At 70.6% G+C, this 24,776-nt stretch carries 18 protein-coding genes; 12 read left to right on the top strand and 6 right to left on the bottom strand.

The genetic code is table 11. The annotated features are described in order from the left end of the window. Positions 1–44: 44 nt before the first annotated feature. From ACGFJ2_RS44685 to ACGFJ2_RS44675, 3 genes are all read left to right on the top strand, one after another. The gene (locus tag ACGFJ2_RS44685; RefSeq protein WP_357958793.1) at positions 45–1,049 is read left to right on the top strand and encodes a YafY family protein; all 1,005 of its coding nucleotides are present in this window, start codon (positions 45–47) and stop codon (positions 1,047–1,049) included. Positions 1,050–1,163: 114 nt separating this feature from the next. Beyond that, positions 1,164–1,577 carry a ribonuclease domain-containing protein gene (locus tag ACGFJ2_RS44680; protein WP_364008651.1) on the top strand — a complete coding sequence of 138 codons (414 nt, stop codon included), beginning with the start codon at positions 1,164–1,166 and terminating at the stop codon, positions 1,575–1,577. A gap of 7 nt (positions 1,578–1,584) precedes the next feature. Next, a complete protein-coding gene (locus tag ACGFJ2_RS44675; protein WP_393478958.1) occupies positions 1,585–1,953 on the top strand; it encodes a barstar family protein in 369 nt (122 codons plus the stop codon). A gap of 74 nt (positions 1,954–2,027) precedes the next feature. On the opposite strand, the gene ACGFJ2_RS44670 is transcribed toward ACGFJ2_RS44675, so the two are convergent. Beyond that, the gene (locus tag ACGFJ2_RS44670) at positions 2,028–3,524 is read right to left on the bottom strand and encodes a helicase HerA-like domain-containing protein (RefSeq protein ID WP_393478956.1); all 1,497 of its coding nucleotides are present in this window, start codon (positions 3,522–3,524) and stop codon (positions 2,028–2,030) included. 416 nt (positions 3,525–3,940) lie between these two features. Between ACGFJ2_RS44670 and ACGFJ2_RS44665 the strand changes: the two genes are divergently transcribed. Next, entirely contained in the window at positions 3,941–5,104 is a 1,164-nt protein-coding gene (locus ACGFJ2_RS44665; protein ID WP_393478953.1) for a Cmx/CmrA family chloramphenicol efflux MFS transporter, read from the top strand. A 174-nt stretch (positions 5,105–5,278) separates the two neighbouring features. Further along, positions 5,279–10,741, top strand: a complete 5,463-nt coding sequence (locus tag ACGFJ2_RS44660) for a carboxyl transferase domain-containing protein (protein WP_393478951.1) — start codon at positions 5,279–5,281, stop codon at positions 10,739–10,741. On the opposite strand, the gene ACGFJ2_RS44655 is transcribed toward ACGFJ2_RS44660, so the two are convergent. Next, on the bottom strand, positions 10,738–11,601 hold the full coding sequence (locus tag ACGFJ2_RS44655) for an NAD(P)H-binding protein (protein ID WP_357958811.1): 864 nt from the start codon (positions 11,599–11,601) through the stop codon (positions 10,738–10,740). The two genes, ACGFJ2_RS44660 and ACGFJ2_RS44655, sit on opposite strands and share 4 nt — an antisense overlap. Positions 11,602–11,731: 130 nt before the next feature. On the opposite strand from ACGFJ2_RS44655, the gene ACGFJ2_RS44650 reads away from it, so the two are divergent. The 6 genes from ACGFJ2_RS44650 to ACGFJ2_RS44625 all read left to right on the top strand — a co-directional run bounded on the left by ACGFJ2_RS44650 (position 11,732) and on the right by ACGFJ2_RS44625 (position 18,643). Continuing rightward, positions 11,732–12,445 (top strand): TetR/AcrR family transcriptional regulator, encoded by a 714-nt coding sequence (locus ACGFJ2_RS44650; RefSeq protein WP_357958814.1) that lies wholly within the window; start codon positions 11,732–11,734, stop codon positions 12,443–12,445. 619 nt (positions 12,446–13,064) lie between these two features. Then, the gene (locus tag ACGFJ2_RS44645; RefSeq protein WP_357958817.1) at positions 13,065–13,913 is read left to right on the top strand and encodes an oxidoreductase; all 849 of its coding nucleotides are present in this window, start codon (positions 13,065–13,067) and stop codon (positions 13,911–13,913) included. After that, complete coding sequence (locus ACGFJ2_RS44640; RefSeq protein WP_357958820.1) at positions 13,913–14,527, top strand: TetR/AcrR family transcriptional regulator; 615 nt, start codon at positions 13,913–13,915, stop codon at positions 14,525–14,527. The genes ACGFJ2_RS44645 and ACGFJ2_RS44640 overlap by 1 nt, the downstream gene beginning before the upstream one ends. Positions 14,528–15,165: 638 nt before the next feature. Further along, entirely contained in the window at positions 15,166–16,350 is a 1,185-nt protein-coding gene (locus ACGFJ2_RS44635) for a DUF2786 domain-containing protein (RefSeq protein WP_393478946.1), read from the top strand. 560 nt (positions 16,351–16,910) lie between these two features. Continuing rightward, positions 16,911–18,200 (top strand): cytochrome P450, encoded by a 1,290-nt coding sequence (locus ACGFJ2_RS44630; protein ID WP_357958828.1) that lies wholly within the window; start codon positions 16,911–16,913, stop codon positions 18,198–18,200. Positions 18,201–18,289: 89 nt separating this feature from the next. Next, a complete protein-coding gene (locus ACGFJ2_RS44625; protein WP_357958832.1) occupies positions 18,290–18,643 on the top strand; it encodes a hypothetical protein in 354 nt (117 codons plus the stop codon). Here the strand turns inward: ACGFJ2_RS44625 and ACGFJ2_RS44620 are convergent. From ACGFJ2_RS44620 to ACGFJ2_RS44605, 4 genes are all read right to left on the bottom strand, one after another. Continuing rightward, the gene (locus tag ACGFJ2_RS44620) at positions 18,640–19,041 is read right to left on the bottom strand and encodes a penicillin acylase family protein (RefSeq protein WP_393478942.1); all 402 of its coding nucleotides are present in this window, start codon (positions 19,039–19,041) and stop codon (positions 18,640–18,642) included. The genes ACGFJ2_RS44625 and ACGFJ2_RS44620 overlap by 4 nt on opposite strands. Before the next feature lie 359 nt (positions 19,042–19,400). Then, the gene (locus tag ACGFJ2_RS44615) at positions 19,401–19,745 is read right to left on the bottom strand and encodes a penicillin acylase family protein (RefSeq protein WP_357958838.1); all 345 of its coding nucleotides are present in this window, start codon (positions 19,743–19,745) and stop codon (positions 19,401–19,403) included. A gap of 7 nt (positions 19,746–19,752) precedes the next feature. After that, positions 19,753–21,972 carry an FtsX-like permease family protein gene (locus ACGFJ2_RS44610; RefSeq protein ID WP_393478939.1) on the bottom strand — a complete coding sequence of 740 codons (2,220 nt, stop codon included), beginning with the start codon at positions 21,970–21,972 and terminating at the stop codon, positions 19,753–19,755. Beyond that, a complete protein-coding gene (locus ACGFJ2_RS44605) occupies positions 21,969–22,535 on the bottom strand; it encodes an ABC transporter ATP-binding protein (protein ID WP_393478936.1) in 567 nt (188 codons plus the stop codon). The genes ACGFJ2_RS44610 and ACGFJ2_RS44605 overlap by 4 nt, the downstream gene beginning before the upstream one ends. Before the next feature lie 69 nt (positions 22,536–22,604). Here ACGFJ2_RS44605 and ACGFJ2_RS44600 point away from each other — a divergent pair, with 69 nt between their 5' ends. Further along, entirely contained in the window at positions 22,605–24,386 is a 1,782-nt protein-coding gene (locus ACGFJ2_RS44600) for a recombinase family protein (protein WP_393478933.1), read from the top strand. The last annotated feature ends 390 nt before the right edge of the window (positions 24,387–24,776 follow it).

The following is a 24,776-nucleotide window of genomic DNA, read 5'->3' as shown; positions in this document are numbered from 1 at the left end:
GGTAGCGGACAGGGAGTGGCCTCTTCTCCGGGCAAAATGAGGTCATGCCGAAGACTTCCGCGCGACTGCTGTCGTTGCTGTCGCTGCTCCAGACGCGCCGGGAATGGCCGGGGGCGCTGCTGGCCGAGCGGCTGGAGATCAGCCCGCGCACCGTACGCCGCGACGTCGACCGCCTGCGTGAGCTCGGCTATCCCATCCTGGCCTTCAAGGGGCCCGACGGCGGCTACCGGCTCGACGCCGGCGCGGAGCTGCCCCCGTTGCTGTTCGACGACGAGCAGGCCGTCGCCCTGGCCATCGCGCTCCAGACCGCCGCCACCTCCAGTGGGGCGGGCATCGAGGAAGCCGCGGCGCGCGCGCTGAACACCGTCCGGCAGGTCATGCCCGCACGGCTGCGCCACCGGATCGACACCCTCCAGATCACCGCCGTCGAGCGGCCGGCGCGCCGACCGGGCCCACAGGTCGACAGCGGCGTCCTCATGGCGATCAGCGCCGCCGTCCACGCCCGGGAGGTGCTGCGCTTCGACTACCCACCCGGTGTGGACGACGACGGTATGCCGACCCCGCCGCGCCGGGCGCAGCCCCATCACCTCGTCACCTGGGGCGGGCGCTGGTACCTCGTCGCCTGGGACCTCGACCGCGAGGATTGGCGCACCTTCCGCGCCGATCGGATCACCCCGCGCACCCCTACAGGGCCCCGCTTCACCCCGCGCGAGCTGCCCGGAGGCGACCTGGTCGCCTTCGTGACCAGCAAGTTCCGGGGCGTCGACAGTGCCGGCAACTGGCCCTGTCGCGGCGAGGTGATCCTCGACCTACCCGCCGCCGCCGTCTCCCGCTTCGCCCACGACGGAGTCGTCGAGGAGCTCGGCCCGAACCGCTGCCGGCTCGTCCTGACCTCGTGGTCCTGGACCGGCCTGGCCGCCACCCTCGGCAGGTTCGACGCCGACATGGAGGTCGTCGGCCCGGCCGAGCTCAAGAACGCCTTCGCGCGCCTGGCCCGCCGTTATGCCAGCGCGGCAACCGACATAGCCGCCCCGCCGGGTACAGAGTGATTGAGCAGGAGCCGTCCGCGAAGTGTTCACCTTCCCCTTGGCATTCTTTGCCGTGATTTGACCTGAGATGAGCGGCGAACATGACCATGTCTGTCACCCTCCGAAGGAGGCCTCGTGCACACACAGCCGCGCCCCCGCCCTTCCTGGCCGGTACGACTGACCGTCGTCCTCGCCGCCATCACCTCCCTGGTCGGCCTGGTCGGCATCACCCCCGCCAACGCCACGGTCTACAACTCCTGCACCATCTCCCGCTGCGCCGACGCACGCTCGGCCAACTCGATCTGGGCCGCCAAGAACTACCCCACCAGCAGCGGCTGGTACGCCTGGACGGACGGCAGGTACAACTACACCGGCGGGCGCTTCTACAACCGGGAAGGCCAGCTGCCCAGCGGCGCCACCTACTATGAGTACGACGTTTACTCCCGGGCGCGGGGTGCCGCGCGTGACGCGTACCGGATCGTCGTCAACCGCAGCAGCGGTGTGACGTGGTTCTCCCCCAACCACTACACCGACTTCTACCGGCTCTAGGACCGCCATGACCGCCGCCGCACATCCGCCGCCGCACTGGCTGACAGTGTCCACCGGCCCTGCGCCGGCGCTGGTGGATGGGCGGGCCTGCCGGACGCGTGCCGCCTTCTTCGAGGAGGTGGCACGCGCCCTGCGCCTTCCCGGCCACTTCGGCCGCAACTGGGACGCGCTCACCGACTCCTTGCGCGATGTCGGCGCGGTCACCCTGATCGTCGGGCACGCGGAGGAACTGCTCAGCGCCGAGCCTCCCGGGCAGCTCGCGACCCTGCTGGCCGTTCTCGCCGACGCGGCCAAGACGGGGCTGACCGCGACCCTGTGCACCGACCCCGGCCACGAGGCCCTGCTCCGGCAGCGGGTCGCCGCCGCGCTGGCCTGAAACCCCGGGCCGCGCCCGCCCAGGCTCGGGCGGCTTCATATGCGCCGGCGCGGGCCGGGTCCGCGTGCGTTGATTCAGCGTCGCCCGCGACGGGCGGTGCCGAAGATGGATCTGGTGATCTCCCGGCCGAGGCTGGAGGCCGCCGACCGCGCCAGGGACTGGAACTCCTTCGACTCCAGCACCCGCTCCAGCATGGACTGCTTCGCCTCTCGCTCCGGCTCTCGCGGGGTTTCGCGAGCGGGGCCCTTGGGAGGCTCGGCCAGTTTCGCGGACAGGATCTCGTAGGCCGACTGGCGGTCGACCGCCGTACCGTACTTCCGCTGAAGTGGCGAGGCGGCGATAACGCCTTGGACCACGTCCGGGCTCGACGGTCCCATGAGCGTCTGAGGGGCGCGCAGCCGCGTCCAGGCGACCGGGGTCGGCGCGCCCGTCTCGGACAGGACCGTCACGACGGCCTCGCCGATGCCGACCTCGGTGAGCAGCCGCTCCAGGTCGTAGGAGGACGCGGGAAAGGTCGAGACGGTGGCCTTGAGCGCCTTGGCGTCCTGGGGGGTGAAGGCTCGCAGGGCGTGCTGCACGCGCGCGCCCAGCTGGGCCAGCACGTCCGTCGGTACGTCGTTCGGCGTCTGGGTGACGAAGAACACGCCCACACCCTTCGACCGGATCAGCCGTACGGTCTGGGCGATCGACTGCAGGAACGCCTTGGACGCGTCGTCGAACAGCAGATGCGCCTCGTCGAAGAAGAACACGAGCTTCGGCTTGTCGACATCCCCCACCTCGGGGAGCTCGTGGAACAGGTCGGCGAGCAGCCACATCAGGAAGGTGGAGAAGAGCTGCGGCCGGTCCTGTACGGCGGGCAGCTCGAGAACGGAGATCACCCCATGACCGTCCGGCGTCACCCGGAGCAGGTCGCGCACGTCGAACTCCGGCTCGCCGAAGAACGCCTCCGCCCCCTGCGCCTCGAAGTTGGTCAAGGCACGCAGGATGACCCCGGCCGTCGCCGCCGACAGCCCGCCGATGCCGCTCAGCACCTCCGGCGTGGTGGTCAGATACCGGATGACCGCGATCAGGTCTTTGAGATCGAGCAGCGGCAGCCCTTGCTTGTCGGCGAAGTGGAAGATCAGCCCGAGAGTCGACTCCTGCGTCTCGTTGAGCCCGAGGACCTTGGCGAGGAGGGTCGGGCCGAAGGCGGTCATGGTGCCGCGGATCGGGATGCCGTCTCCCAGACCGCCCAGGGAGAAGAACTCCACCGGACAGGCCGCGGGCTGCCAGGTCTCGCCCACCTCGGCGGCGCGCCGGGTGACGCGCTCGGAGGCCGTACCCGGTGAGGCCAGGCCCGACAGGTCGCCCTTGATATCGGCGAGGAAGACCGGGACTCCCTGGGCGGCGAGCTGCTCCGCCATGAGCTGGAGGGTCTTGGTCTTTCCGGTCCCGGTGGCGCCGGCGACCAGTCCGTGCCGGTTCAGCATGCTCAGGGGGATGCGGATCCGCTCGGCGGAGTCGGCGGTGCCGTCCTCGCGCACCAGAGCACCAAGCTCCAGTGCCGCTCCTTCGAAGTCGTACCCCTTCATCGCTTCTCCCCCTCCGGACGTCCACCGAGGGGTCGTGCGCATCATGCTCACTTCGCAGGTGCGAAAAACCCGCGTCTGGGCAAAAGCGATTATGCGCTGGACGAGTTCTGTGACTTTTGACTATCGTGTGGCCTATGTCCAGTCCTGAGGCGTCAAGACGCTAGCCACCGGTTCTTCCGGTGGCTTCTCGTGATGTCACGCGGCAGCGCCGCCCCCTGAGGCCAGCGCGCCCTTTCGTCACTCCCGCCGCCGGATCACCGTCGTACGGACTGATTCGTTCCAGGAGTTCCGCCCCTGTCGTGGTGCCGGACCTGGTCCTTTCCTTTCACGCGGTAGCGCCCGCGTCCCTGATGGACGCTGGTGCGCGCCGCGTCGTCCTGTGATGCCCTTTCAACGCGGCCTGGAGTCTTTCGCTCATGCCCTTCGCCATCTACATCCTCGGACTGGCGGTCTTCGCCCAAGGAACGTCCGAGTTCATGCTCTCCGGACTGGTTCCGAACATCGCCGCTGACCTGAACGTGTCCATCCCGGCCGCCGGCGCGCTGACGTCCGCCTTCGCCGCGGGAATGATCGTGGGAGCGCCGCTGATGGCGGTGCTCAGTATGCGCTGGCCACGTAGACGGGCATTGCTCGTCTTCCTGGTCGCGTTCATGCTCGTGCACGTCGCCGGCGCCCTCACCGCCAGCTTCTCGGTGCTCCTGGTGACCCGGGTGCTCGGAGCGCTGGCCAACGCCGGCTTCCTCGCCGTGGGGCTCGCGACGGCGGCCGGCATGGCCCCGCCGAACGCCAAGGGGCGGGCCACCTCCATCCTGCTGGGCGGCATCACGCTCGCCTGCGTCGCCGGGGTGCCCGCGGGTGCCGCGCTCGGTCAGACGTTCGGCTGGCGGTCGGCGTTCTGGGCCGTGGCCCTGATCTCCCTGCCGGCCGTCTTCGCCGTGCTGCGCTCGGTGCCGGACCTCGCGCCGGCGACGGGGGGCCCCCGCGCGGGGCGCGAACTCCGGGCCCTGCGCGGCCCGCGACTGCTCGTCGTGCTGGCGCTGGCCGCGCTGGTGAACGCCGCCACCTTCTGTACGTTCACGTACCTGACCCCATTGGTCACCAACGTGAGCGGCTTCTCGCCGGGCTGGGTGCCGGCGGTGCTGGCGCTGTTCGGTCTCGGGTCGTTCGCCGGGGTGACCATCGGCGGGCGCCTGTCCGACACGCGGCCGACGCTGGTCCTGATCGCGGGCGGGATCGCCCTGCTCGCCGGGTGGGCGCTCTTCGCCGCCACGGCCGGCAGCCCGGTCGCCACGCTCCTGCTCGTCTTCGTCCAGGGGACCCTGTCGTTCGCCGTCGGCTCGACCCTGATCGCCCAGGTTCTGTACGCGGCCACCCAGGCGCCCTCGCTCGGCGGCTCCTTCGCGACCGCGGCCCTCAACGTGGGCGCGGCGGCCGGTCCCGTCATCGGGGGCGCCACCATCGCCGCCGGGCTCGGCTACCACTCGCCTCTGTGGGTCAGCGCCGTGCTGGTGGCGGCGGCGTTCGCCACAGCGGGCCTCGCCGAGGCCGTACGGCGTCACGCTGTGGTGGCCGCACGGTAACCTAGGGCCACCTGGCGCGCTCGCGCACGCGTGCTTTTGGTCGTTCCCTACAACTGTGGAGCCTTGGTGTGCTCCCTCTGCGACATTTCCCTACGAGCCGGCAGAGGCAAGGCTGTACAGGTGCGGGGGGTGCCACAGGGAAGGCGCGCACAGTCAACAGGAGGGCTCGGTCGGGTGTTCAGTCGTGTCGCCATCGTCAACCGTGGTGAGGCCGCGATGCGGCTCATCCACGCAGTCCGGGAGCTGGCCGCGGAGACCGCGACACCGATCCAAACCGTCGCGCTGCACACCGACGTCGACCGCGCCGCCACGTTCGTGCGCGAGGCCGACCTCGCCTACGATCTCGGTCCGGCGTCCGAGCGCCCGTACCTCGACCTGAAGGCGCTGGAGCGCGCGCTGGTGGAGACCGGGGCCGACGCCGCGTGGGTCGGCTGGGGGTTCGTCGCCGAGGACCCGGCGTTCGCGGAGCTGTGCGAGAAGATCGGCGTCACCTTCGTCGGGCCGAGCGCGGAGGCCATGCGCCGGCTCGGCGACAAGATCGGCGCGAAGCTGCTCGCCGAGGAGGTCGGCGTGCCGGTCGCGCCGTGGAGCCGCGGCGCGGTCGAGACCCTGGACGCCGCCCTCGCGGCGGCGGCCGAGATCGGCTACCCGCTGATGCTGAAGGCGACCGCGGGCGGCGGCGGGCGCGGCATCCGCGTGGTCACGGACGAGGCCGAGCTCGCCGACGCCTACGAGCGCACCAGCCAGGAGGCCGCTCGGGCGTTCGGCAGCGGCGTGGTGTTCCTGGAGCGCCTGGTCACCGGCGCCCGGCACGTCGAGGTCCAGGTGATCGCCGACGGCCAGGGCACCGCGTGGGCGCTCGGCGTCCGCGACTGCTCGGTGCAGCGGCGCAACCAGAAGGTCATCGAGGAGTCGGCCTCGCCGGTGCTCAGCCCCGCGCAGACGGCCGAGCTCAAGGCGTCGGCCGAACGGCTGGCCGTAGCGGTCGATTACCGGGGCGCGGCGACCGTCGAGTTCCTTTACCACCCCGGCGACCAGCTGTTCGCCTTCCTCGAGGTCAACACCCGCCTGCAGGTCGAGCACCCGATCACCGAGTCCACCACCGGGTTCGACCTGGTCAAGGCGCAACTGCGGGTGGCATCCGGCGGCCGGCTCGACGGCGCGCCGCCGGTGGAGCGCGGGCACGCCGTCGAGGCCCGGCTCAACGCCGAAGACCCCGACCGCGACTTCGCGCCCTCCCCCGGCCGCATCGCCCGTCTGGACCTGCCCGCCGGGCCGGGCATCCGCGTGGACACCGGCGTCAGCGAGGGCGACACCATCCCGGCCGACTTCGACTCGATGATCGCGAAGATCATCGCGTACGGCGTCGACCGCGACGAGGCCCTCGGCCGGCTGCGCCGGGCCATGGCACAGACCACGGTGATCATCGAGGGCGGCGCGACGAACAAGAGCTTCGTGCTCGACCTGCTCGACCAGCCCGAGGTGATCGACGCCAGCGCCGACACCGGCTGGATCGACCGCGTCCGCGGCCAGGGCAGGCTCGTCTCCCACCGGCACTCCGCCGTCGCGCTGGCGGCCGCCGCCATCGAGGCGTACGAGGAGGAGGAACGCGCCGAGCGGCAGCGGCTGCTGTCCACGGCGTTCGGCGGCCGCCCGCAGGTGCAGCACGAGAGCGGCCGGCCGCTGGACCTCAAGCTGCGTGGCGCCGGCTACCGCGTGCGCGTCGCGCGGGTCGGCGCGCACCGCTTCCGCGTCGGCGTCCAAGCGGGTGACGACGTCCGCACCGCCGACGTCGAGCTCGAGCGCTTCGACCGGCACACCGGGCGGATCATCGTCAACGGCACCCCCTACCGCCTGCTCACCGGCACGCACGGGCCGATCCACCTGGTCGAGGTGGACGGCGTGACGCACCGGATCAGCCGTGACGAGGGCGGCGTCGTCCGCTCGCCCGCGCCCGCGCTGGTCGTCGCCACGCCGCTGAAGGTCGGCGCCGAGGTCGAGGCGGGCGCTCCGGTGCTGGTGCTGGAGAGCATGAAGATGGAGACGGTCCTGCGGGCGCCGTTCAAGGCGCGGCTGAAGGAGTGCGTCGTCTCCGTGGGCAGCCAGGTCGAGACCGGTGCGCCGCTGCTGCGGCTGGAGCCGCTCGCCGACGACGACGCCGAAGCCGCGAGCACCTCGGCCGCCGCGTCCGTCGAGCTGGACCTGCCCGCCGCGCCGGGCGAGATCCCGGCGTGGAAGCGCGCCGCGCGCGGCCAGGAGGACCTGCGCAGCCTGCTGCTGGGCTTCGACGTCGACCCGCACGACGAGGGCGGGGTGCTCGAGGACTACCTCGCCGCGCGCCGGGCGGCCACCGAGGAGGGCCATCGGCCGCTGGCCGAGGAACTCGCGCTCATCGAGGTGTTCGCCGACCTGGCCGAGCTGAGCCGCAACCGGCCGGCGGGCGAGGACGGCGGCGCCGGCCACGTCTACAGCGCTCGCGAGTACTTCCACACCTACCTGCAGAGCCTCGACGTCGAGCGGGCCGGGCTGCCGGCGGCCTTCCAGTCCAAGCTCGCCAAGGCGCTCGGGCACTACGGCGTCACCGACCTGGAGCGCTCTCCCGAGCTCGAGGCCGCGGTGTTCCGGATCTTCCTCGCCCAGCAGCGCGCGTCCGCCGACGCCGCGGTGGTCACGACGTTGCTGCGCGCCTGGCTGCGGGAGTCGCCGCCGGACGAGACGCTGCGCGAGCCCGCCGGTCTCGCGCTGGAGCGCCTGCTGGCCGCGACTCAGGTCCGCTTTCCCGTGGTCTCCGACCTCGCGCGCGGCGTGGTGTTCGCCTGGTTCGCCCAGCCGCTGCTGCGCCGCAACCGCGCCCGCGTCTACGCCGACGTCCGCAAGCACTTGCGCCACCTGGACGCGCACCCCGACGCGCCGGACCGCGCCGAGCGCATCGCCGAGATGGTACGCACCACCGAGCCGCTGGTACGCCTGCTCGGCCAGCGGCTCACCCGCGACAACCTGGACAACGCGATCATGCTGGAGGTGCTGACCCGGCGCTACTACGGCAACAAGGGTCTGACCGGCGTCCGCACCAGCCAGGCCGCGGGCTGCACGTTCGTGGTCGCCGAGCGCGCGGGCTCCCGCGTGGTCTCCTCCGCGGTCGCCTTCGAGGATCTGGGCAGCGCGCTGCGCGGGCTCGCGGAGCTGGTCAGCGGTGAGGACGCCGTCGACGCCGACATCTATCTCGCCTGGGAGAGGCAGCCGGAGGGCTCCGAGGCGATGGCGGCCGCGCTGCACGAGGTCATCAGCGCGCACCCGCTGCCGAGCCAGGTCCGCAGGCTCACCGCCACCGTCGCGGGCAGCGGCGGCACGGTGATGCACCACCACTTCACCTTCCGCCCGTCGGACACCGGGATGACCGAGCAGCGGCTGATCCGCGGCCTGCACCCGTACATCGCGCAGCGGATGCAGCTGGAGCGGCTGAGCAAGTTCGACCTGACCCGGCTGCCGTCGTCGGACGAGGAGGTCTACCTCTTCCAGTGCGTGGCGCGGGAGAACCCCTCCGACGACCGCCTCGTCGCCTTCGCCCAGGTGCGCGACCTGACCGAGCTGCGCGAGCACGACGGCCGGCTGGTGGCGCTGCCGACGGCCGAGGACACCATCGCCACCTGCCTCGACTCCATCCGCCGCGCTCAGTCGCGGCGGCCGTCGGAGAAGCGCTTCAACACCAACCGGATCGTGGTCTACGTCTGGCCACCGAGCGGCATCACCCGCGCCGAGATCGAGATGATCGCCGCGCGCGTACGGCCGACGACCGTGGGCGCCGGCCTTGAGGAGATCCTGTTCATCGCGCGGCAGCGCGACCGGACGACCGGCGAGCTGACGAAGATGGCCGTACGCATCACCTTCGACGCCACCGGCGGCACCGACCTGACCATCGGCGAGCCGTCGGACGAGCCGGTCGAGCCGCTGGACGACTACCGGCAGAAGGTGCTGCGCGCCAGCAGCCGCAACACGGTCTACCCGTACGAGCTGACCGGCCGGCTCGGCGACTTCGTCGAGTACGACCTCGACGACGACCACGCGCTGGTGCCGGTCGACCGGCCGAAGGGGCGCAACACCGCGGCGATCGTGGCGGGCGTGGTCACCACGCCGACCCGCCGGCACCCGCAGGGCGTCACCAGGGTCCTGCTGCTCGGCGACCCGACCAAGTCGCTCGGCGCGCTGTCGGAGGCGGAGTGCCGCCGCGTGATCGCCGCGCTGGACCTGGCCGAGCGGATGCGGGTGCCGCTGGAGTGGTACGCGCTCTCGGCCGGCGCCCGGATCTCCATGAAGTCCGGCACGGAGAACATGGACTGGGTGGCCGCGGCGCTCAAGCGGATCGTCGAGTTCACCCAGGACGGCGGCGAGATCAACATCGTGGTCGCGGGCATCAACGTCGGCGCGCAGCCCTACTGGAACGCCGAGGCGACGATGCTCATGCACACCAAGGGCATCCTGGTGATGACGCCGGACTCGGCGATGGTGCTGACCGGCAAGCAGTCACTCGACTTCTCCGGTGGCGTGTCGGCCGAGGACAACTTCGGCATCGGCGGCTACGACCGCGTGATGGGCCCGAACGGGCAGGCTCAGTACTGGGCGCCCAACCTGGCCGCCGCGCGGGACGTGCTGATGTCGTACTACGACCACACGTATGTCGCGCCCGGCGAGCAGGGGCCACGGCGGGCGAAGACCACTGACCCCGTCGAGCGCGACATCTCCGACTTCCCGCACTCGTTGCCGGACAGCGACTTCACCACCGTCGGCGAGATCTTCTCCATCGAGGCCAACCCCGACCGCAAGAAGCCGTTCGACATCCGTACCGTGATGCGGGCGCTGTCCGACCAGGACCACCCGGTGCTGGAACGCTGGGCGGGCATGGCCGACGCCGACACCGCGGCGGTGCAGGACGTGCATCTCGGCGGCATCCCGGTGTGCCTGCTCGGCATCGAGTCACGGGCGGTGCCGCGGCGCGGGTTCCCGCCCACCGACGGCCCGGACACCTACACCGCGGGCACGCTGTTCCCGCGCTCGTCGAAGAAGGCCGCGCGGGCGATCAACGCGGCCAGCGGCAACCGGCCGCTGGTGGTGCTGGCGAACCTGTCGGGCTTCGACGGCTCGCCGGAGTCGATGCGGAAGCTGCAACTGGAGTACGGCGCCGAGATCGGCCGCGCGATCGTGAACTTCCGCGGGCCCATCGTGTTCTGCGTGATCTCGCGCTATCACGGTGGCGCGTTCGTGGTGTTCTCCAAGGCGCTGAACCCGAACATGACCGTGCTCGCGCTGGAGGGCTCGTTCGCCTCGGTGCTCGGTGGCGCCCCCGCCGCCGCGGTGGTGTTCTCCGGCGACGTCAACGTCCGCACCGCGGCCGACCCGCGCGTACGGGACCTGGAGGCTCGCACCGCGGCCGCCGCCGGCACCGAGCGCGCCGCGTTGACCGCGGAGCTCGACGAGCTCCGCGCGTCGGTCCGCGCGGAGAAGCTCGGCGAGGTGGCCACGGAGTTCGACCGGGTGCACAACATCCAGCGCGCGGTCGAGGTCGGCTCCGTGGACGCCGTGATCCGCGCCGCCGAACTCCGCCCACGCATCATCGAGGCCATCGAGTCGCGTCTGCGTTAGCCCTCTGTGAGCGCCGCTTTCATGACGTCCCGCAGGGGCGTCGGCGGGTGGCCGATCAGGTCGGCCAGCGCCGGGCCGACCTGGGCGAACTCGCCCTGCCTGCTGGCGGCGAACATGCCCACGAGCATCCGTGCCCGCGGCTCCGGCACGCCATGGGAGAGCAGGTTCGCCACGTACTGCTCGTCGGTGATGGTGACGCGCCTGATCGGGCGTCCGGTGAGTTCGGCGGCGATCTCGGCGACGTCGCCGAGGTCGAGGGCTTCGGAGCCGGTGAGCGGCGGGGTCGGGCCGTTGAAGCGGCCCTCGTCGGCCAGGACGATCGCGGCGGCCTCGGCCAGGTCGGCGTGGGCCGTCCAGGAGACCGGCCCGTCCTGCGGCGCGGCCAGTTCGCCGGTCCGCAGGGCGTCGCGCAACAGCATCAGCGTCGTGGTGGCGTAGAAGCCGTTGCGCAGCGAGGTCCAGGCGACGCCGGACTCCCCCAGCGCCGCCTCGGTGGCGGCGTGGTCGGGCATGGGCGCGAAGAGCGAGGACGGGTTCGCGCCCATATGGCTGGTATAGAGGATCCGGCGCGCGCCGGCCCCCCTGGCCGCCGTGATCGCGGCGCGGTGCAGACTGAGCGCCGTGTCGCCGGTGGCGGCGGCGGACACGATCAGGACCTGGGAGGCGTCCTCGAAGGCGTGGGCGAGGCTCGCGGGCTCGGCGTAGTCACCCCGGCGGACGCGGACGCCCCGTTCCCGCAACCACTGTGCCTTCTCAGGGTCGCGGACGCTCACCGCGACCTTCTCGGCGGGGACGCGTTCGAGCAGATCCTCCAGAATCGCCCGGCCGAGCTGTCCGCCGGCCCCGGTAACGATGATCATTATGACCTCCAGTTGTCGCCTTGCAGCAGAGTCGCCGGGGTCAGATAAACTCCCGCGCATCACTGCTAACGAGACGGACGTTATCACCGATAAATAGTGATGCTAACGCGAATCTGTTATCGTTGCCACCATGGATGCCGATGACGTCGACGCCGGGGGCGGCCCTCGCGAACGCATCCTCGCCGCCACGGCCAAGCTGCTCGCCGAGGGCGGCCGGGAGGCCGCGTCGACGCGTGCGGTGGGCGCCGCAGCAGGAGTGCAGGCGCCGACCATCTACCGGCTCTTCGGCGACATGCGGGGCCTGCTCGACGCGGTCGCGGCCGAGGGCTTCGCCGCCTACCTGAGCAGCAAGACCGACCGGGAGCCGACCGCCGACCCGGTCGAGGATCTCCGTGCCGGCTGGGACCTGCATATCGGGTTCGGCCTGGCCAACCCGGCCCTGTACCTGCTCATGAACGAGCCCCGCCTCGGGGACGTCGCCGCCCCGCCCGCCGCCGTCGCCGGCGAAAAGGTCCTCGCCACGCACATCCGCCGGATCGCCGAAGCGGGCCGGCTGCGCGTCAGCGAGGAACGCGCCGCCCACCTCGTCCAGGCCGCCGGCCTGGGGGCTACGGTCACCCTGATCACCATGCCCGCGGACCGTCGCGATCTGGAGCTGTCCGTCCTCGCCCGCGAGGCGGTCATCGCCGCGATCACCACCGACGCTCCGGCGGCCACGCCTCCAGGCCCGGTCACCGCCGCGGTTACCCTGCGCGCCGTCCTGCCCCGGACCACCGTCCTGACCGACCCGGAGCAGCGCCTCCTGGAAGAGTGGCTCGACCGCATCGCCGACCCGGCCACCTGACGGTCCCCCGGGGGATTCGTCACACAACCGTCTCGGTCCGTGGTGGCTGGGGTTCTTTGAGAGGGATGCCCCCTGCGGGGAGAGGAAGACAACGGTCGGTCGTGACGCGTCATGTACGGGGCCCGCCGCCCCGCACGCGCCCGCCTCGTGTACCACAAGGTGACCATGAGCTCCCTGGCCTTCGCTTCGGGCACCTAGGAATCGGGGCGACGGACTGGGGGACCTGGCGGCGTCGGACCTGGACGGCGGAGCTGAAGTGCTCGCACGCCGAGGCGCAGCCGCGGTCGGTGAGCACCACCAGCGGCAGGTTGAGCAGCGCGACGCTGTCATCGGGTCTGCATGGACTCGCACCTGCCGTCCACGGCGCACTGGTACGCCGTGACCTTGCCGCATCCAATTGGGAGGCCGAAGGGAGACCGCCAGTTTCGGACGCCTCCCCCACAGCCACCGCCCGAGGCACCAGAACGGCAGTGGTTTCGAGACCGCCCGCCGCCTGACCGAGGCCGGGGCGGTCCCGCAAGCACTGTCAGAATCTACGTGGTGATGATAAAAATCGACACTGTGTAGACTTTGAGATGGGGAGCAGTCCAACTCCTCGCGAGTCTCCTCAGGAGGAACAATGCAGAGGCAGAACTGGCTCATCACCGGCGTCAGCACGGGCCTTGGACGTGCCTTCGCCCAAGCCGCCCTGGCCGCCGGTCACACCGTCGTCGGCACGGTCCGCTCCGAGGAGGACCTGCGGGCCTTCGAAGGGCTCAAACCCGGGTACGCTCACGGCCGCATCCTGGATGTGACCGACGACGCCGCCGTCTCGAGTGTGATCACGGAGGTGGAACAGAGCGTCGGCCCCCTGGATGTCGTCATTGCCAACGCGGGCTACGGCCTGGAGGGCACCTTCGAGGAGACGCCGCTGGCCGACGTGCGGCGGCAGTTCGAGGTCAACGTGTTCGGGACAGTGGCCACGCTGCAGGCGGCCCTGCCCCACATGCGCCGGCGGCGCCGCGGGCACCTGATGGCCGTCACCTCCATGGGCGGGCTGATGGCCGTGCCCGGCATGTCCGCCTACTGCGGCAGCAAGTTCGCCCTGGAAGGCATCCTCGAGGCACTGGGCAAGGAGGTCGCACAGTTCGGGATCCATGTGACGGCGATCGAGCCCGGCTCCTTCCGCACCGACTGGGCCGGACGGTCCATGACACGCACCGCGCGGTCCATCGACGACTACGACGAGCTGTTCACCCCCATCCGTGAGGCGAGGCAGAAGGCCAGCGGGAACCAGCTGGGCGATCCGGCCAAGGGCGGGGAGGCCGTCGTGCACATCGCGTCGGTCGACCAGCCGCCGGCCCACCTCGTCCTTGGCTCGGATGCGCTGCGACTGGTCACTGCCGCGCGCAAGGCTGTGGACGAGGACATCCGCGCATGGGAGCCCCTCTCCCGTACGACCGACTTTGCCGAGGGTGCTCAGCTCTGATGCCCAGCCACCACTCCGCGCGGAGCCGGCGCGCCACCGAACGCAAGGGCGATGTCCGGGAGAGGGCCATTCTGGACACCTGCGAAACTCTACTGGTGCAAAAGGGCTACGACGCCATGACTGTCGGCGACATAGCTCAGGGCGCCGGTATCACCCGCGGCGCCCTGTATTTTTACTTCGGCTCCAAACAAGAAGTGGTCACGGCACTCGTGGCCCGAACCGTTGAGCATCTGTGGGAGCGGTCCCGGGCCACTGCAGAGACCGACGAGCCGCGCCAGGCCATCGCAGCAGCCATGCAGCGCACGGTTGAGCTGTGGGATGAGCACGGTCTGGTCATGCGCACGGCGATCGATCTGTCGTTGACCGTGCCGGAGATCGGCGAGCTGTGGAGCCACACGGCTGACCTGTTCATCACGGCCATCACCGCTGTCCTGGAACGAGCCGGCGTTCAGGCCGGCACCGAACCAGAACAAGCGTCAGCGATGGCACGCGCCCTGTGCTGGATGATCGAGCGGACCTTCTACCACGCCTCGCAGGAATCCCGCGAGAATTTACAAAAGGCATCTTCGACCTGCGAACACATCTGGCTGACCAGCGCCGGTCTCACCACCTGAATGAGGCATCTGGCCTGGAAGTGAAGGCGCAGACATGCTGGCGCCGGCACATCCCAGCCCGAGATCAATCTGATCGAGAACCGCCGTACGACCGCCTCGGGCGGGGTTCGGGGGCCGGGAAGAGTGGCCGCCACCGCGTGGCGAGGTCGAGGTGGGAGTTCATGTCCAGCTCGACTCGGCCGTAGGGGTTCACGTGGGTCCAGAACAGTGGCGACAGGGCCCGCCGGTCGGCGTCGGTGGGCCGCTTCTGCCACTCGCCGTACGTACCGTGCGGCCCAGTTCCTCGATCGCCCGGTAGGCGGGGTGCTTGGGCCCGCCGCCCCCCCGCACCGCCTTCAGCACCAGCCGCGCGGCCGCTTGGCGCTGTCGTGATACAGCTGCGGCAACACCGAAACGTAGGTGCCGGCGGTCAGCACGATGCTGGCACGCCCCAGCGTGCCCTGCACTGGGTGGCATAAGAGCGGACAAGCATTCTCCGCAGCTTGAGGACCGGGACTCAAGCCGACTTGCGCCGGTCGGGACGACAACACAGCCGGGGTCGGTCTGGACCTCGCCGCCTTCCGCCGCGCCGGTGAGCAGGGGACGGTGCTCCGTCACGGTAGGGTTCTGGCGGACTTTCTATAAGGTGGACGGCACGTGTGAGCAAGGCCAATGAGCTGATCGGCGCGGCGATGGAGGCGCTTGCCAGCGAGGATCAGGCGGCCTTCGACTCCGCTGCCGCCTTCCTGGCCGACCGGGACGACGCCGATCGCGTGCTGGTGGAGGTCGTGACCCGTGCGATCTCGGGGTTGTGGCGGAACGGCTGGCAGCCCGCCGACGTGGTGAGGATCGCGGCCAGGCGGCTGACCGACTGGCACGGGCGGGCGGCGGCCGACCTCATCGCCTGGGAGATGCGGGCCTATGAGCCGGCCACGGTTGATGAGCGCTGGCGCGACCAACTCGCCGGCTTGGAGGCCGCGGTGTGGTGGAAGGGCGGCTACCTGGCGGCGCGGCAGGCGCGCGACGGGGCCGGCCGTCTGGTGACCGTCTCCGGTGTGCTGGAACTGCTGGGGTTGCTGACCGGGCTGCCCCGGCTGGAGTCGTTGAGCCCGCCGCCCGGGGCCGCTCGCCGTACGGTCCAGGCACGCTCGCACGTGGTCAGTGAGAAGACGCTCGGGCGGGTGCGGGCGCTGCTTGCCAAGGCGGAGTCGACGGCGTACGAGGCGGAGGCGGAGACGTTCATGTCGGCGGCGCAGAGCTTGATGGCGAAGTACAGCATCGACGCGGCGATGCTGGACGCGCAACCAGGCGGAGGTGAGGCCCCGGCGGGCATCCGGGTCGGCATCGACGCGCCGTACGAGCAGCCCAAGGCCGTGCTGCTCGTTCTCATCGCCGAGGCCAACAGGTGCCGGGTGATCTGGTCGAAGGAGCTGGGGTTCGCCACTGTGCTGGGGTTCTGGGCGGACCTGTCCTGGGTGGAGATGCTGTTCACCTCGCTGCTGGTGCAGGCGCAGACCGCGCTGGTGAACTCGGGCACCAGAAAGCACGGCACCGGCCGATCGAGGAATAAGACGTTCCGCCAGTCGTTCCTGTCGGCGTTCGCCTCCAGGATCGGGGAGCGGCTCGCCGAGGCCACGGCGGCCGCGGTCTCGCAGGAGAGCGCCAGCCGGGGCACCGACCTGGTGCCGGTGCTGGCGGCCCGCGAACAGGAGGTGGAGCAGGCGGTCGAGCGCATGTTCCCGAACCTGGTCTCGCATGCGGTCCGCACGTCCTGGGACCGGGAGGGCTGGGCGGCGGGCCGTACCGCCGCCGATCAGGCCAGCCTCGGGGCGCGAGACCGATAGCGCTCCGGGTGCGGGGGACCAGGCGCCCGTGTGGCCGGGTATCGCCGACTCCAGGGCCGCTCGCGGATGCGCGCCGCCGCGGGCCTCGCCGGTGTTGTCCACGTTCGACGAAGGCGAAGGCCGCGTACGCCATGGGGACGATCCCGCGCGCCGAACACCAGGGGATCCAATGCCGCGCGGAGACGACATCAGCGTGTCCTCTCGAGAGGCGGTCCGAAAGGTGGTCATGAACAGGGCCTCGATGCTTTCGTCGTCCCCTCTTGCAGCAGGCCCAGCCGCAGTTAAGGAGCTGGCACTCCCGGAGCGGTCCATCAGGCTGGAGCCTTGCCATGACCAGCGGGATACGTGATGCTTACTGACCTCTTATGTGAATCGGCCGAAAGCTCCCAGAGCGCATCACTCGTGCTGTTACGTCTGCACCGACGTGGCGACGGGAGCAACCAGAGAGGTAGTTCGTCCCCGTGACCCATGGCCCGTGGCCCCAGCAGCCTGCGCAAACATCACCGTCGACGCCTATTGAACCGCTGCTGACCAGGGAATACGACGCTGATCCCGCGCTCGTGCACGAGCGCCTGCGCGCCACGTACGGACCGGTCGCCCCGGTCGACCTCCTCGGGGTGCCGGTCTGGTTCGTCCTTGGCTATGAGGAAGTGTTGCGCGTCCTGCAGAACACGGGCGGCATCTGGAGCAAGCACGTCGACAGGTGGCAGGCCAACATCGAGGGGCGGCTACCGGCGGATTGGCCGCTGCTGCCCGTCTTCCAGGTCAACAGCTCGGCCTTCCAGGAGGGCGCGACGCAGCGCGAATTGCGGGGCGCGTGGACCAGCGCGCTCGCGCCGTTCCAGAACCCCGGCCACCTCCAGGCGCAGCAGTTGGAACGTTCGATCGTGCGGTACGCCGACGACCTCCTCGACACGCTGGCGGAGGGCGGTGCCACGGGATGGGCGGATCTGGCGGCGCAGTACGCGCGGCCACTCCCCCTGATGGTCGCCAACCGCATGCTCGGCTTCGCCGCCTCACGTGGCGAGGACGTCGTGATGGATCTCTGGCGGATGATCGACGCCGGGCCGGACGCGCCCGCGGCGTTCGAGCGGCTGTACGCGGCCATGACGGAGCTCGCGGCGAGCAAGCGTGAGAGCCCCGGCGACGACCTGCCCTCCTACATGATCGAGGCGAAGCCGGACTTCACGCTGGACGAGCTGGCCCGCGAGCTGCTCATGCTGCCCGGCCTGCTGGACTTCACCGCCAGCCTCGTTTGCAACGTGGTCGTCGAGGTCATCTCCAATCCGGATGTCCGGGAGAGCCTGTCCGTGGGTTCGATCGACGAGACGGTCAACCGGGTCGCCCTGCTCAATCCGCCGATGGCCAACCTGACCTTCCGGTTCCCGATGACGGACGTGAAACTGGGCAACTACACGATCGCCGCCGGGGATCCGGTCATGCTCTCGGTCGCGGGCGCGCACGCCGACCCGCGATTCGCCGGGGCGATCGATCGGCAGGCCATCCGCAGCACCCGCGCTCATCTCGCCTGGGGCGCGGGGCCGCACAGCTGCCTGGGTCAGCGGCTCGCGACCCAGATCACCACCATCGCCGTACGCCGGCTCTTCAACAGGTTCTCCAAGATGAAGCTGGCGCTACCGGCCGACCAGTTGCCCTGGCGCCCCTCTCCCTTCATGCGGGCGCTGCGGTCCCTGCCCGTCCAGTACGAACTCGCCAGCCCCCACGTCCCCGCGACCGCCCCCGCTCCCGTGGACGTGCAGCCGTCCCCGGCGGGTGAGGCCGCCACCGGTCAAGGGGCGCCCCGTTCCGCGCTGTGGAACTTCCTGCGCGGGCTGCGTCGCGGACGATAGGCCCTTCAGGTGGAGGGGTCGCTCCAGTTACCGTGCTACGGTATCCCGGTAACTGGATAACCCACTCCAGTTACCGGGATGGAGGATTCGTGCCCTACAAAGGACCCCTGCCGAAGCAAGTGGTCACCCGTGTCAACGCCTGCGCGAGCGCGCTGCGCTCCTCTCCTCGCTGGGGCAGGCTGGTGCGCAAACACCTCACGATCGTCACCTACACAGGACGTCGCTCGGGACGTGTCTTCAGCACACCCGTCGCCTACCGGCGGGCGGACGACGTCGTCACCATCGGCGTGCAGATGCCGGACGCCAAGAAGTGGTGGCGCAACTTCCTGGACGAGGGCGGCCCGATATCGCTGGACCTGGACGGCGCCGACCGCACCGGGCACGCGGTCGCCCGGCGTGACGGAGCGGGCCGCGTCACCGTCACCGTGCGCCTCGACGGCTAGAAGCAGCCCTCTCCCTCGGTGCAGCCGGGAAGCGGGATCGAGGCGTAGCGCTGCGCCTGGCCCGGAGTCAGCGTCAGGGGGACGCGGTTGGTCTGGAAGAAGAGCACGGCGTCGGCCAAGGCCTGCCGGACCGTCGGATCCTCGCCCTTGAGCCCCCGAGGGGTGGTCAGCGGACGCGCGGGATCGAACGGCACCCGCCAGGGACTGAACCTGGGCTCTCCCGGCTTGGTGGGACGCTCGAGCCGGGTGTAGAACTCCCGCCACAAAATGGCCCCCTGGCCGTCGAGAGTGGCACGCCCGTTCCAGTCGCCCAGCGTCCGGCAGGCCTCGCGCAGGTTGGCGGCGCTGACGTCGGCCAGCACGTACGCGACCTTGTGGGTCTGGCCGACGACGAGCACCGGGCCGTAGCGCGAGGTTTGACGTGCTCCTCGCCCTGAAGAGGCGGGGATTCCCGTGCTGCTTACGCAGCAGTCCGTGCCGCGTAAGCAGCACGTGCTGTGGAACAGGATGCTTGACGCCTCACTGACCCGCCTACCGGCAAGTCTCCACGTCCTGTCACCGCCCGTCCGGCGGCCTCGTCATACCGGTGAATCCAGGAAGCGATCTCACGGCCAGCTTGGTTATCGCTTGCCCGTTCAATCACGGAAACCTTACCGTACGTGATTGAAGCGTCGCAAGCAGTTTCGATCACTGCACGCTCACGCCCCAGAGGGCACTCACACGTGGGCCTACACCATCCCGCCTGAAGACAGGAGCACTAGCCCGCATCTCGGTAGACGTCGCTGGACAGGTTGGTGACCGGGCGGACCGGGTCGTCGGACATGGCCGTGGCGCCGAAGTAGCGGGACCGCTCGCCCCGCATGGTCACCACCCACGAGGCCAGCACGCACAGGTTGTCCTGCGCGAAGGCGTAGCCGTACCCGAACCCGAGGCCGCCGTAATCCTTGGCGGAGATGTGCGGGATGCCGTACTCGGTGCGCCGGATCGTGGCGGAGTAGCGCTCGTCGGCGGCAGCGGCGGACGGCGCGGTCGCGTTCACTACCACGGAGGAGGCGAGCACGAACAGCGCGACCAGCACGGCCGGTCGCGGTATGAGCTTCATGTGGCTCCTATTCGAAACGGGCGTTGTCGGGCGCGGTCAGGCGCCTGAGCAGCGGCAGGCCGGCGAGAATCACCAGCAGGGAGGCGGTCAGGCCGCCGCCGACGGTCGCGAAGTAGACAGGGCCGGGCAGCGCCAGGGCGGCCTTCTTCATCGCGAGCTGGCCGATGAGCGGTTCGGCCACGCCGAAACCGGCGCCGGCTGCGAGCACGGCGGCCAGGACGAGCGGCAGCGCGGACTCCAGCAGCACCACTCCGGCCAGGGTCCGGGTGGGGGTGCCGGCCAGCCGCAGCAGGGTGAACGGCTGCCGGCGTTCGACCAGCCCGCCGCCGACCGCCACCACGAGGCTGCAGCCGCCGACGATGAGGGTCAGGGCGACGACGGCCAGCGCGATGTTCTGGCCCTGGGTGTACAGGGTGGCTCTGACCTGGGCGACCTCGGCGAAGGTCATCGGGGCTTCGACGGTGTGCTCGGCCAGCAGCGTGCGGAGCCGCTCCACCGCCGCCGGGTCGGCCGTGGAGATCAGGATCGCCTCCATGGCGAGGCCGGTGGTGGAGGAGACGGATCGGCTGCCGGCTCCCGCGACGGGCAGGATCTTGTCGATGGTGAGCGGGTTGTCGGCGCCGGCCACGCGGTTGAAGACGCCCGCCACGGCGTGCGCGTCCGCCGGGCACCGCCCGAGCACGGGGAAGCGGGCCAGGCTCGCGCATTCGACGGCGGTTCGCGGGGGCGGCGGGCCGTCCGTGGGCATAGGGGCGGCCGCCGGCTCCGCCAAGGCGTAGATCGGCAGTATGTCCACGCCCGGGAAGCCGCGCAGCCGGGCGAGCACATCCTTCTGCGCCTGCTGGGACAGCCCCGCGCTGCCGGGCCGGTCGAACTGGGCGCGCAGTACGTGGTTCAGCGCTCCCCCGGCCACGGCCCGCTGGCCGGACAGCACCGCGGGGACGATGCCGGCGAGCGCCGTACCGACGAACACCGCCAGCATGAGCCCGCTCACCGCGCGGAAGGCGGCCTTGGGGTCGGCGGCCATCCGCTGCGCGGCCAGCAGCGTCGCCGCGCTCCGGGTCCGCCGGGCGGCCAGGCGAGCGGCCCGCATCGTCAGCCAGGGACCGGCCAGGATCAGCCCGACCATGATCAGGGCGAGCCCCGCCACGGCCAGCACGGTGTCGAGGTCGTTGCCGCCGCGGAACACCGGGCCCGCGAACAGCCCCAGCCCGGCCAACAGCGGGATCACCCGCCACGCCCTCGGCGCAGGCGCCGCGCCCTTCCTGGCCACTCCGAGGGGTGAGATCCGCACCCTGCGCAGCGACCATAGGGCGGCGCCCGCCGCGGCGACCGGCACGCAGGCGAGCACGGCCGCGTACTGCCAAGGATGTGGGGCGATCAACTCGGGAAAGAAGCGGACACCGGTGATCCGCACCCCGGCCAGCGCGGGCCGTACGACCTGGAAGAGCGCCAGGCCGGCCAGCGCGCCGAGCAGCGCGCCCAATGCGGCGTCCACCGCGGCCAGCACGTTGATCTGCCGGGAGGTGGCGCCCACCAGCCGGATCGCCGCCAGGCGGGTCTCACGGCGGGCGGCCGCCAGCCGGGTGGCGGTGCCCACGAGCGCCAGCAGCGGGACGACCAGCGCGATGGCGCCCACGCCGAAGCCGAACCGGTAGATGTCGGCGTAGCCATCGGTCGCGGGCCCGGTGGCCACCGTGTCGACCTGCGCGGCGCCGGGCATGGCGGCGACCTGCCCCGATGTCCGCCCCACCACGATGGCCAGCTCGTCGGGCCCGGACAGCCCGGCCTCGCCGATCAGCCCGGCACGGGTGCCGGGGAAGCGATCGGCGAGTCGCTCGCGCGGCGCCGAATCCAGCAGCCTGGCCAGCGCGGGCGAGGCGTAGTACTGGCCGGGAGCGGGCATGCGGGACAGGCCGGGGATGACCGGTGCCCGGGCGCCGAGCGCGGCGGCGTCCAGCCTCGTGATCGTCTGGCCGGCGTAGTAGTCCTCGTGCAGGTTCCACAGCGCGCCGTCGGCGGTGGCGTCCAGGGCCCAGCCGTTGGGGGCGGTGCCGCGCGTGCATTCCCAGCACTGGCGGTCGTTGGTGGCCTGGAAGGCGTTGAAGAGTGACAGCGTGCCCAGCAGCACCGCGACACCGGCCGCCACCCCGCCGACGATCAGCGCCAGCCTTGCTGCCGCCTCCCTGCCGCTGCTCAGCGACAGCCGCAGGCCCAGCCGGATCATCGGACGATCCCGCTGGCGTACGGGTCGGTGACCCGGCCGTCGCGGACGACGACCTCCCGGTCGGCACAGGCGGCCACCCGGGCGTCGTGGGTCACCACGATCACGGTGGTGCCCTCCTGGCGGGCCAGGCTCACCAGCAGCTCCATCACGTGCTCGCCGGTGAGCGAGTCGAGCGCGCCGGTCGGCTCGTCGGCGAAGACGACCCGCGGCCCGGTCACCAGCGCTCTGGCGATGGCCACCCGCTGCGTCTGCCCGCCGGACAGCTCCCCCGTACGCCGGCCGCCCAGGTCGGCCAGCTCCAGCCGTTCCAGCCAGGAGGCGGCCCGCGCGTAGGCACGACGGCGGCGGGTACGGCCGAGCAGCAGCGGCAGCGCCACGTTGTCGGCCACGGTCAGCTCCGGCACGAGCTGGCCGAACTGGAAGACGAAGCCGAAGGCGCTGCGCCGTAACTCGCTGCGGCGGCCGTCGTTCAGCGTGTCCAGGCGCCGCCCGTCGAACCACACCTCGCCGCTGTCCGGGGTGAAGATTCCGGCCAGGCAGTGCAGCAGCGTCGACTTCCCCAACCATGAGTTATGACAGTTCTATTGGGTAGAATTACAGGTGAAAGCCCAGGTCAGAGAGGATGTAGCCGGATGGCACGCAAGGTCCAGAACCCCGCTCTTGCCCCCGACGAGCAGGCGCGTATCACGGCAATCAGGGTGGCGATGCGCGAGGGCGCATCAATGAGCGTCAACGACATCCCCGGCCAGTGGGACCCGCGCGGGGAGGTCTGGACGGCGGATGTCCGCCCGTCTGGGGCCGCCCTGTTGCTTGTCCGGATCTCCGATGCTGACCCCGGCGACATCAACGGCGTAGCCCGCCAGGTCCAGGACACCATCAGAAGCGCGACTCGTAGTGGGTGGCGCGTGGGCATGATCCTTGTGGAGAACGACACGAGCGCTTTCAAGCGTCGGAAGATCAAGCTCCCCTCTGGGGAAATCCAGCTCCGCACGGTCCGCCCGAAGTTCCGGCGCGCGTTGGAACTGCTCAGCAAGGGCACCTACCGGCGGTTCATGACCTACCACCTTGACCGCACCGTTCGTGACCCGCGTGACCTCGAAGACCTGATTGACGTGGTCGAGGGTTCCCGCCCTCGCATCGTGGTGGGGTCCTGTACCGGCAGTCTGCGCATGGCCAACGACACCGACATCACCTCCGCTCGGATCCATTGCGCTATCGCGAACCAGGCATCCCGCGACACCGCACGGCGGGTCTCCCGCAAGCGTCAGGAGCAGGCCGAGGAGGGGCGGTTCGGCGGTGGGCGCCGCGCCTACGGGTTCGAGCCCGACGGAATCACACACCGCCCCGAGGAAGCCGAGCACATCGCCCACTACACCGCCGTGGCGCTGACTGGCGTATCCATGAAGGAAGTAGCCCGCGACATGAGACGCGCAGGCGTGATCACCGTCAGCGGCAAGCCGTTCTCAGCGGCTGAGGCACGGGCCATGCTGCTACGCCCGCGTAACGCGGGTCTGACCGTCTACCGGCCAGGGCGTGACCACGTCACCCCAGTGGACGCCGACGACTACGAGGACAACGACGACAGCGAGAAGAGCCAGCAGGAGGAGGTCACCCGGCCCCGGCACTACACCCCGGATGATGTGGTGGGGACTCTTCCCGGTGACCCGATTGTTGACCCCGAGGACTATTGGGCATTGGTGCGCAAGCTGACCGACCCCGACCGGCGCACCAACCACGTGGGCACGGCCCCGGTCCTGCTGGGGTCATGCATCTACAACTGCCCGTGCGGTGACAGGCTGCGCGCGCAGAACAAGCGCCGCAAGGTCAAGGACCGTGAGACGGGGGACGTCCTCCGCATCGATGAGGAGCGGCATTACCGGTGCGTGATCACGGGTCCCGGACACGTCTCGGTTGCCGCCGCAGACCTTGACCTGTTGGTGGCCGCGACGATCCACGAGCTGATCACGCTCTCTGACCCCGCCGAGATCATCGGGCACGAGCCCGGCAAGAAGACGGCGGACGTGCCGACGCTGCGCGCCGAGATCGCCAAGCACGAGCAACGGCTGATCGAGATCAGCGAGGAATACGAAGACGACGAGATCACCAAGACGCAGATGAAGGCCCGGACCATCAAACGGCGTAAGAAGCTCGACGCGGCCAAGGCCGCACTTGACCGAGCCCTGCAGAACACCAACCCCGTCGCCAAGTTGATCGGTGTCGCGAACATCGAGGAGGCATGGGAAGAACTCAGTCTCGGCGAACAGCGGGAGATCTGCCGCCGCATGGTGAGCGTCACGGTTCTACCGGTCGGACGCGGCAGACGCGGTGTCCCCATCCGTGAACGCGTCCGCATCGACAAGCACCAGCCCCCGGCCAACCAGCCCCCAGAGAGCACCACCCCGCAAGCCGCCTGACCTGCACACGCGGCGATGCCCCGGAAGACGATCCCCGGGGCATCGATCACACGCGAGCCCTACCGGCGACGGTTGCCGAAGACCAGCGCCAGGTAATCCCGATCTTCCTCCGCAAGCGGGCCGATCGCCGCCGCAGCACGCCGCGCCCATTCGCGATCTTCCGCCGACAACCGATCAGCGCCAGAGGCCCCCGTCGGCGCAGGGTCCTCCACGGCTTCGCGGGCGCGCTGGGTACGCCGCCGCGACCTGCCCGTCCCGCTCTCGTCTCCCCGACCATGATCATCGACAGGGGGGTTGCTCTGCCGCGCGCTGTCGGCGGCCCTCCCACCCGCCCCCGGCTCCGTGATGGCTGACCGCCGACCGCCATCCTCGGTATCCCCACCTGAAGTC

The organism is Nonomuraea sp. NPDC049028 (genome assembly GCF_043197735.1).
GTDB lineage: Bacteria > Actinomycetota > Actinomycetes > Streptosporangiales > Streptosporangiaceae > Nonomuraea.
Note: the sequence above shows the minus strand (reverse complement) of the source record. Positions and strands in the feature narration are given on the sequence as shown.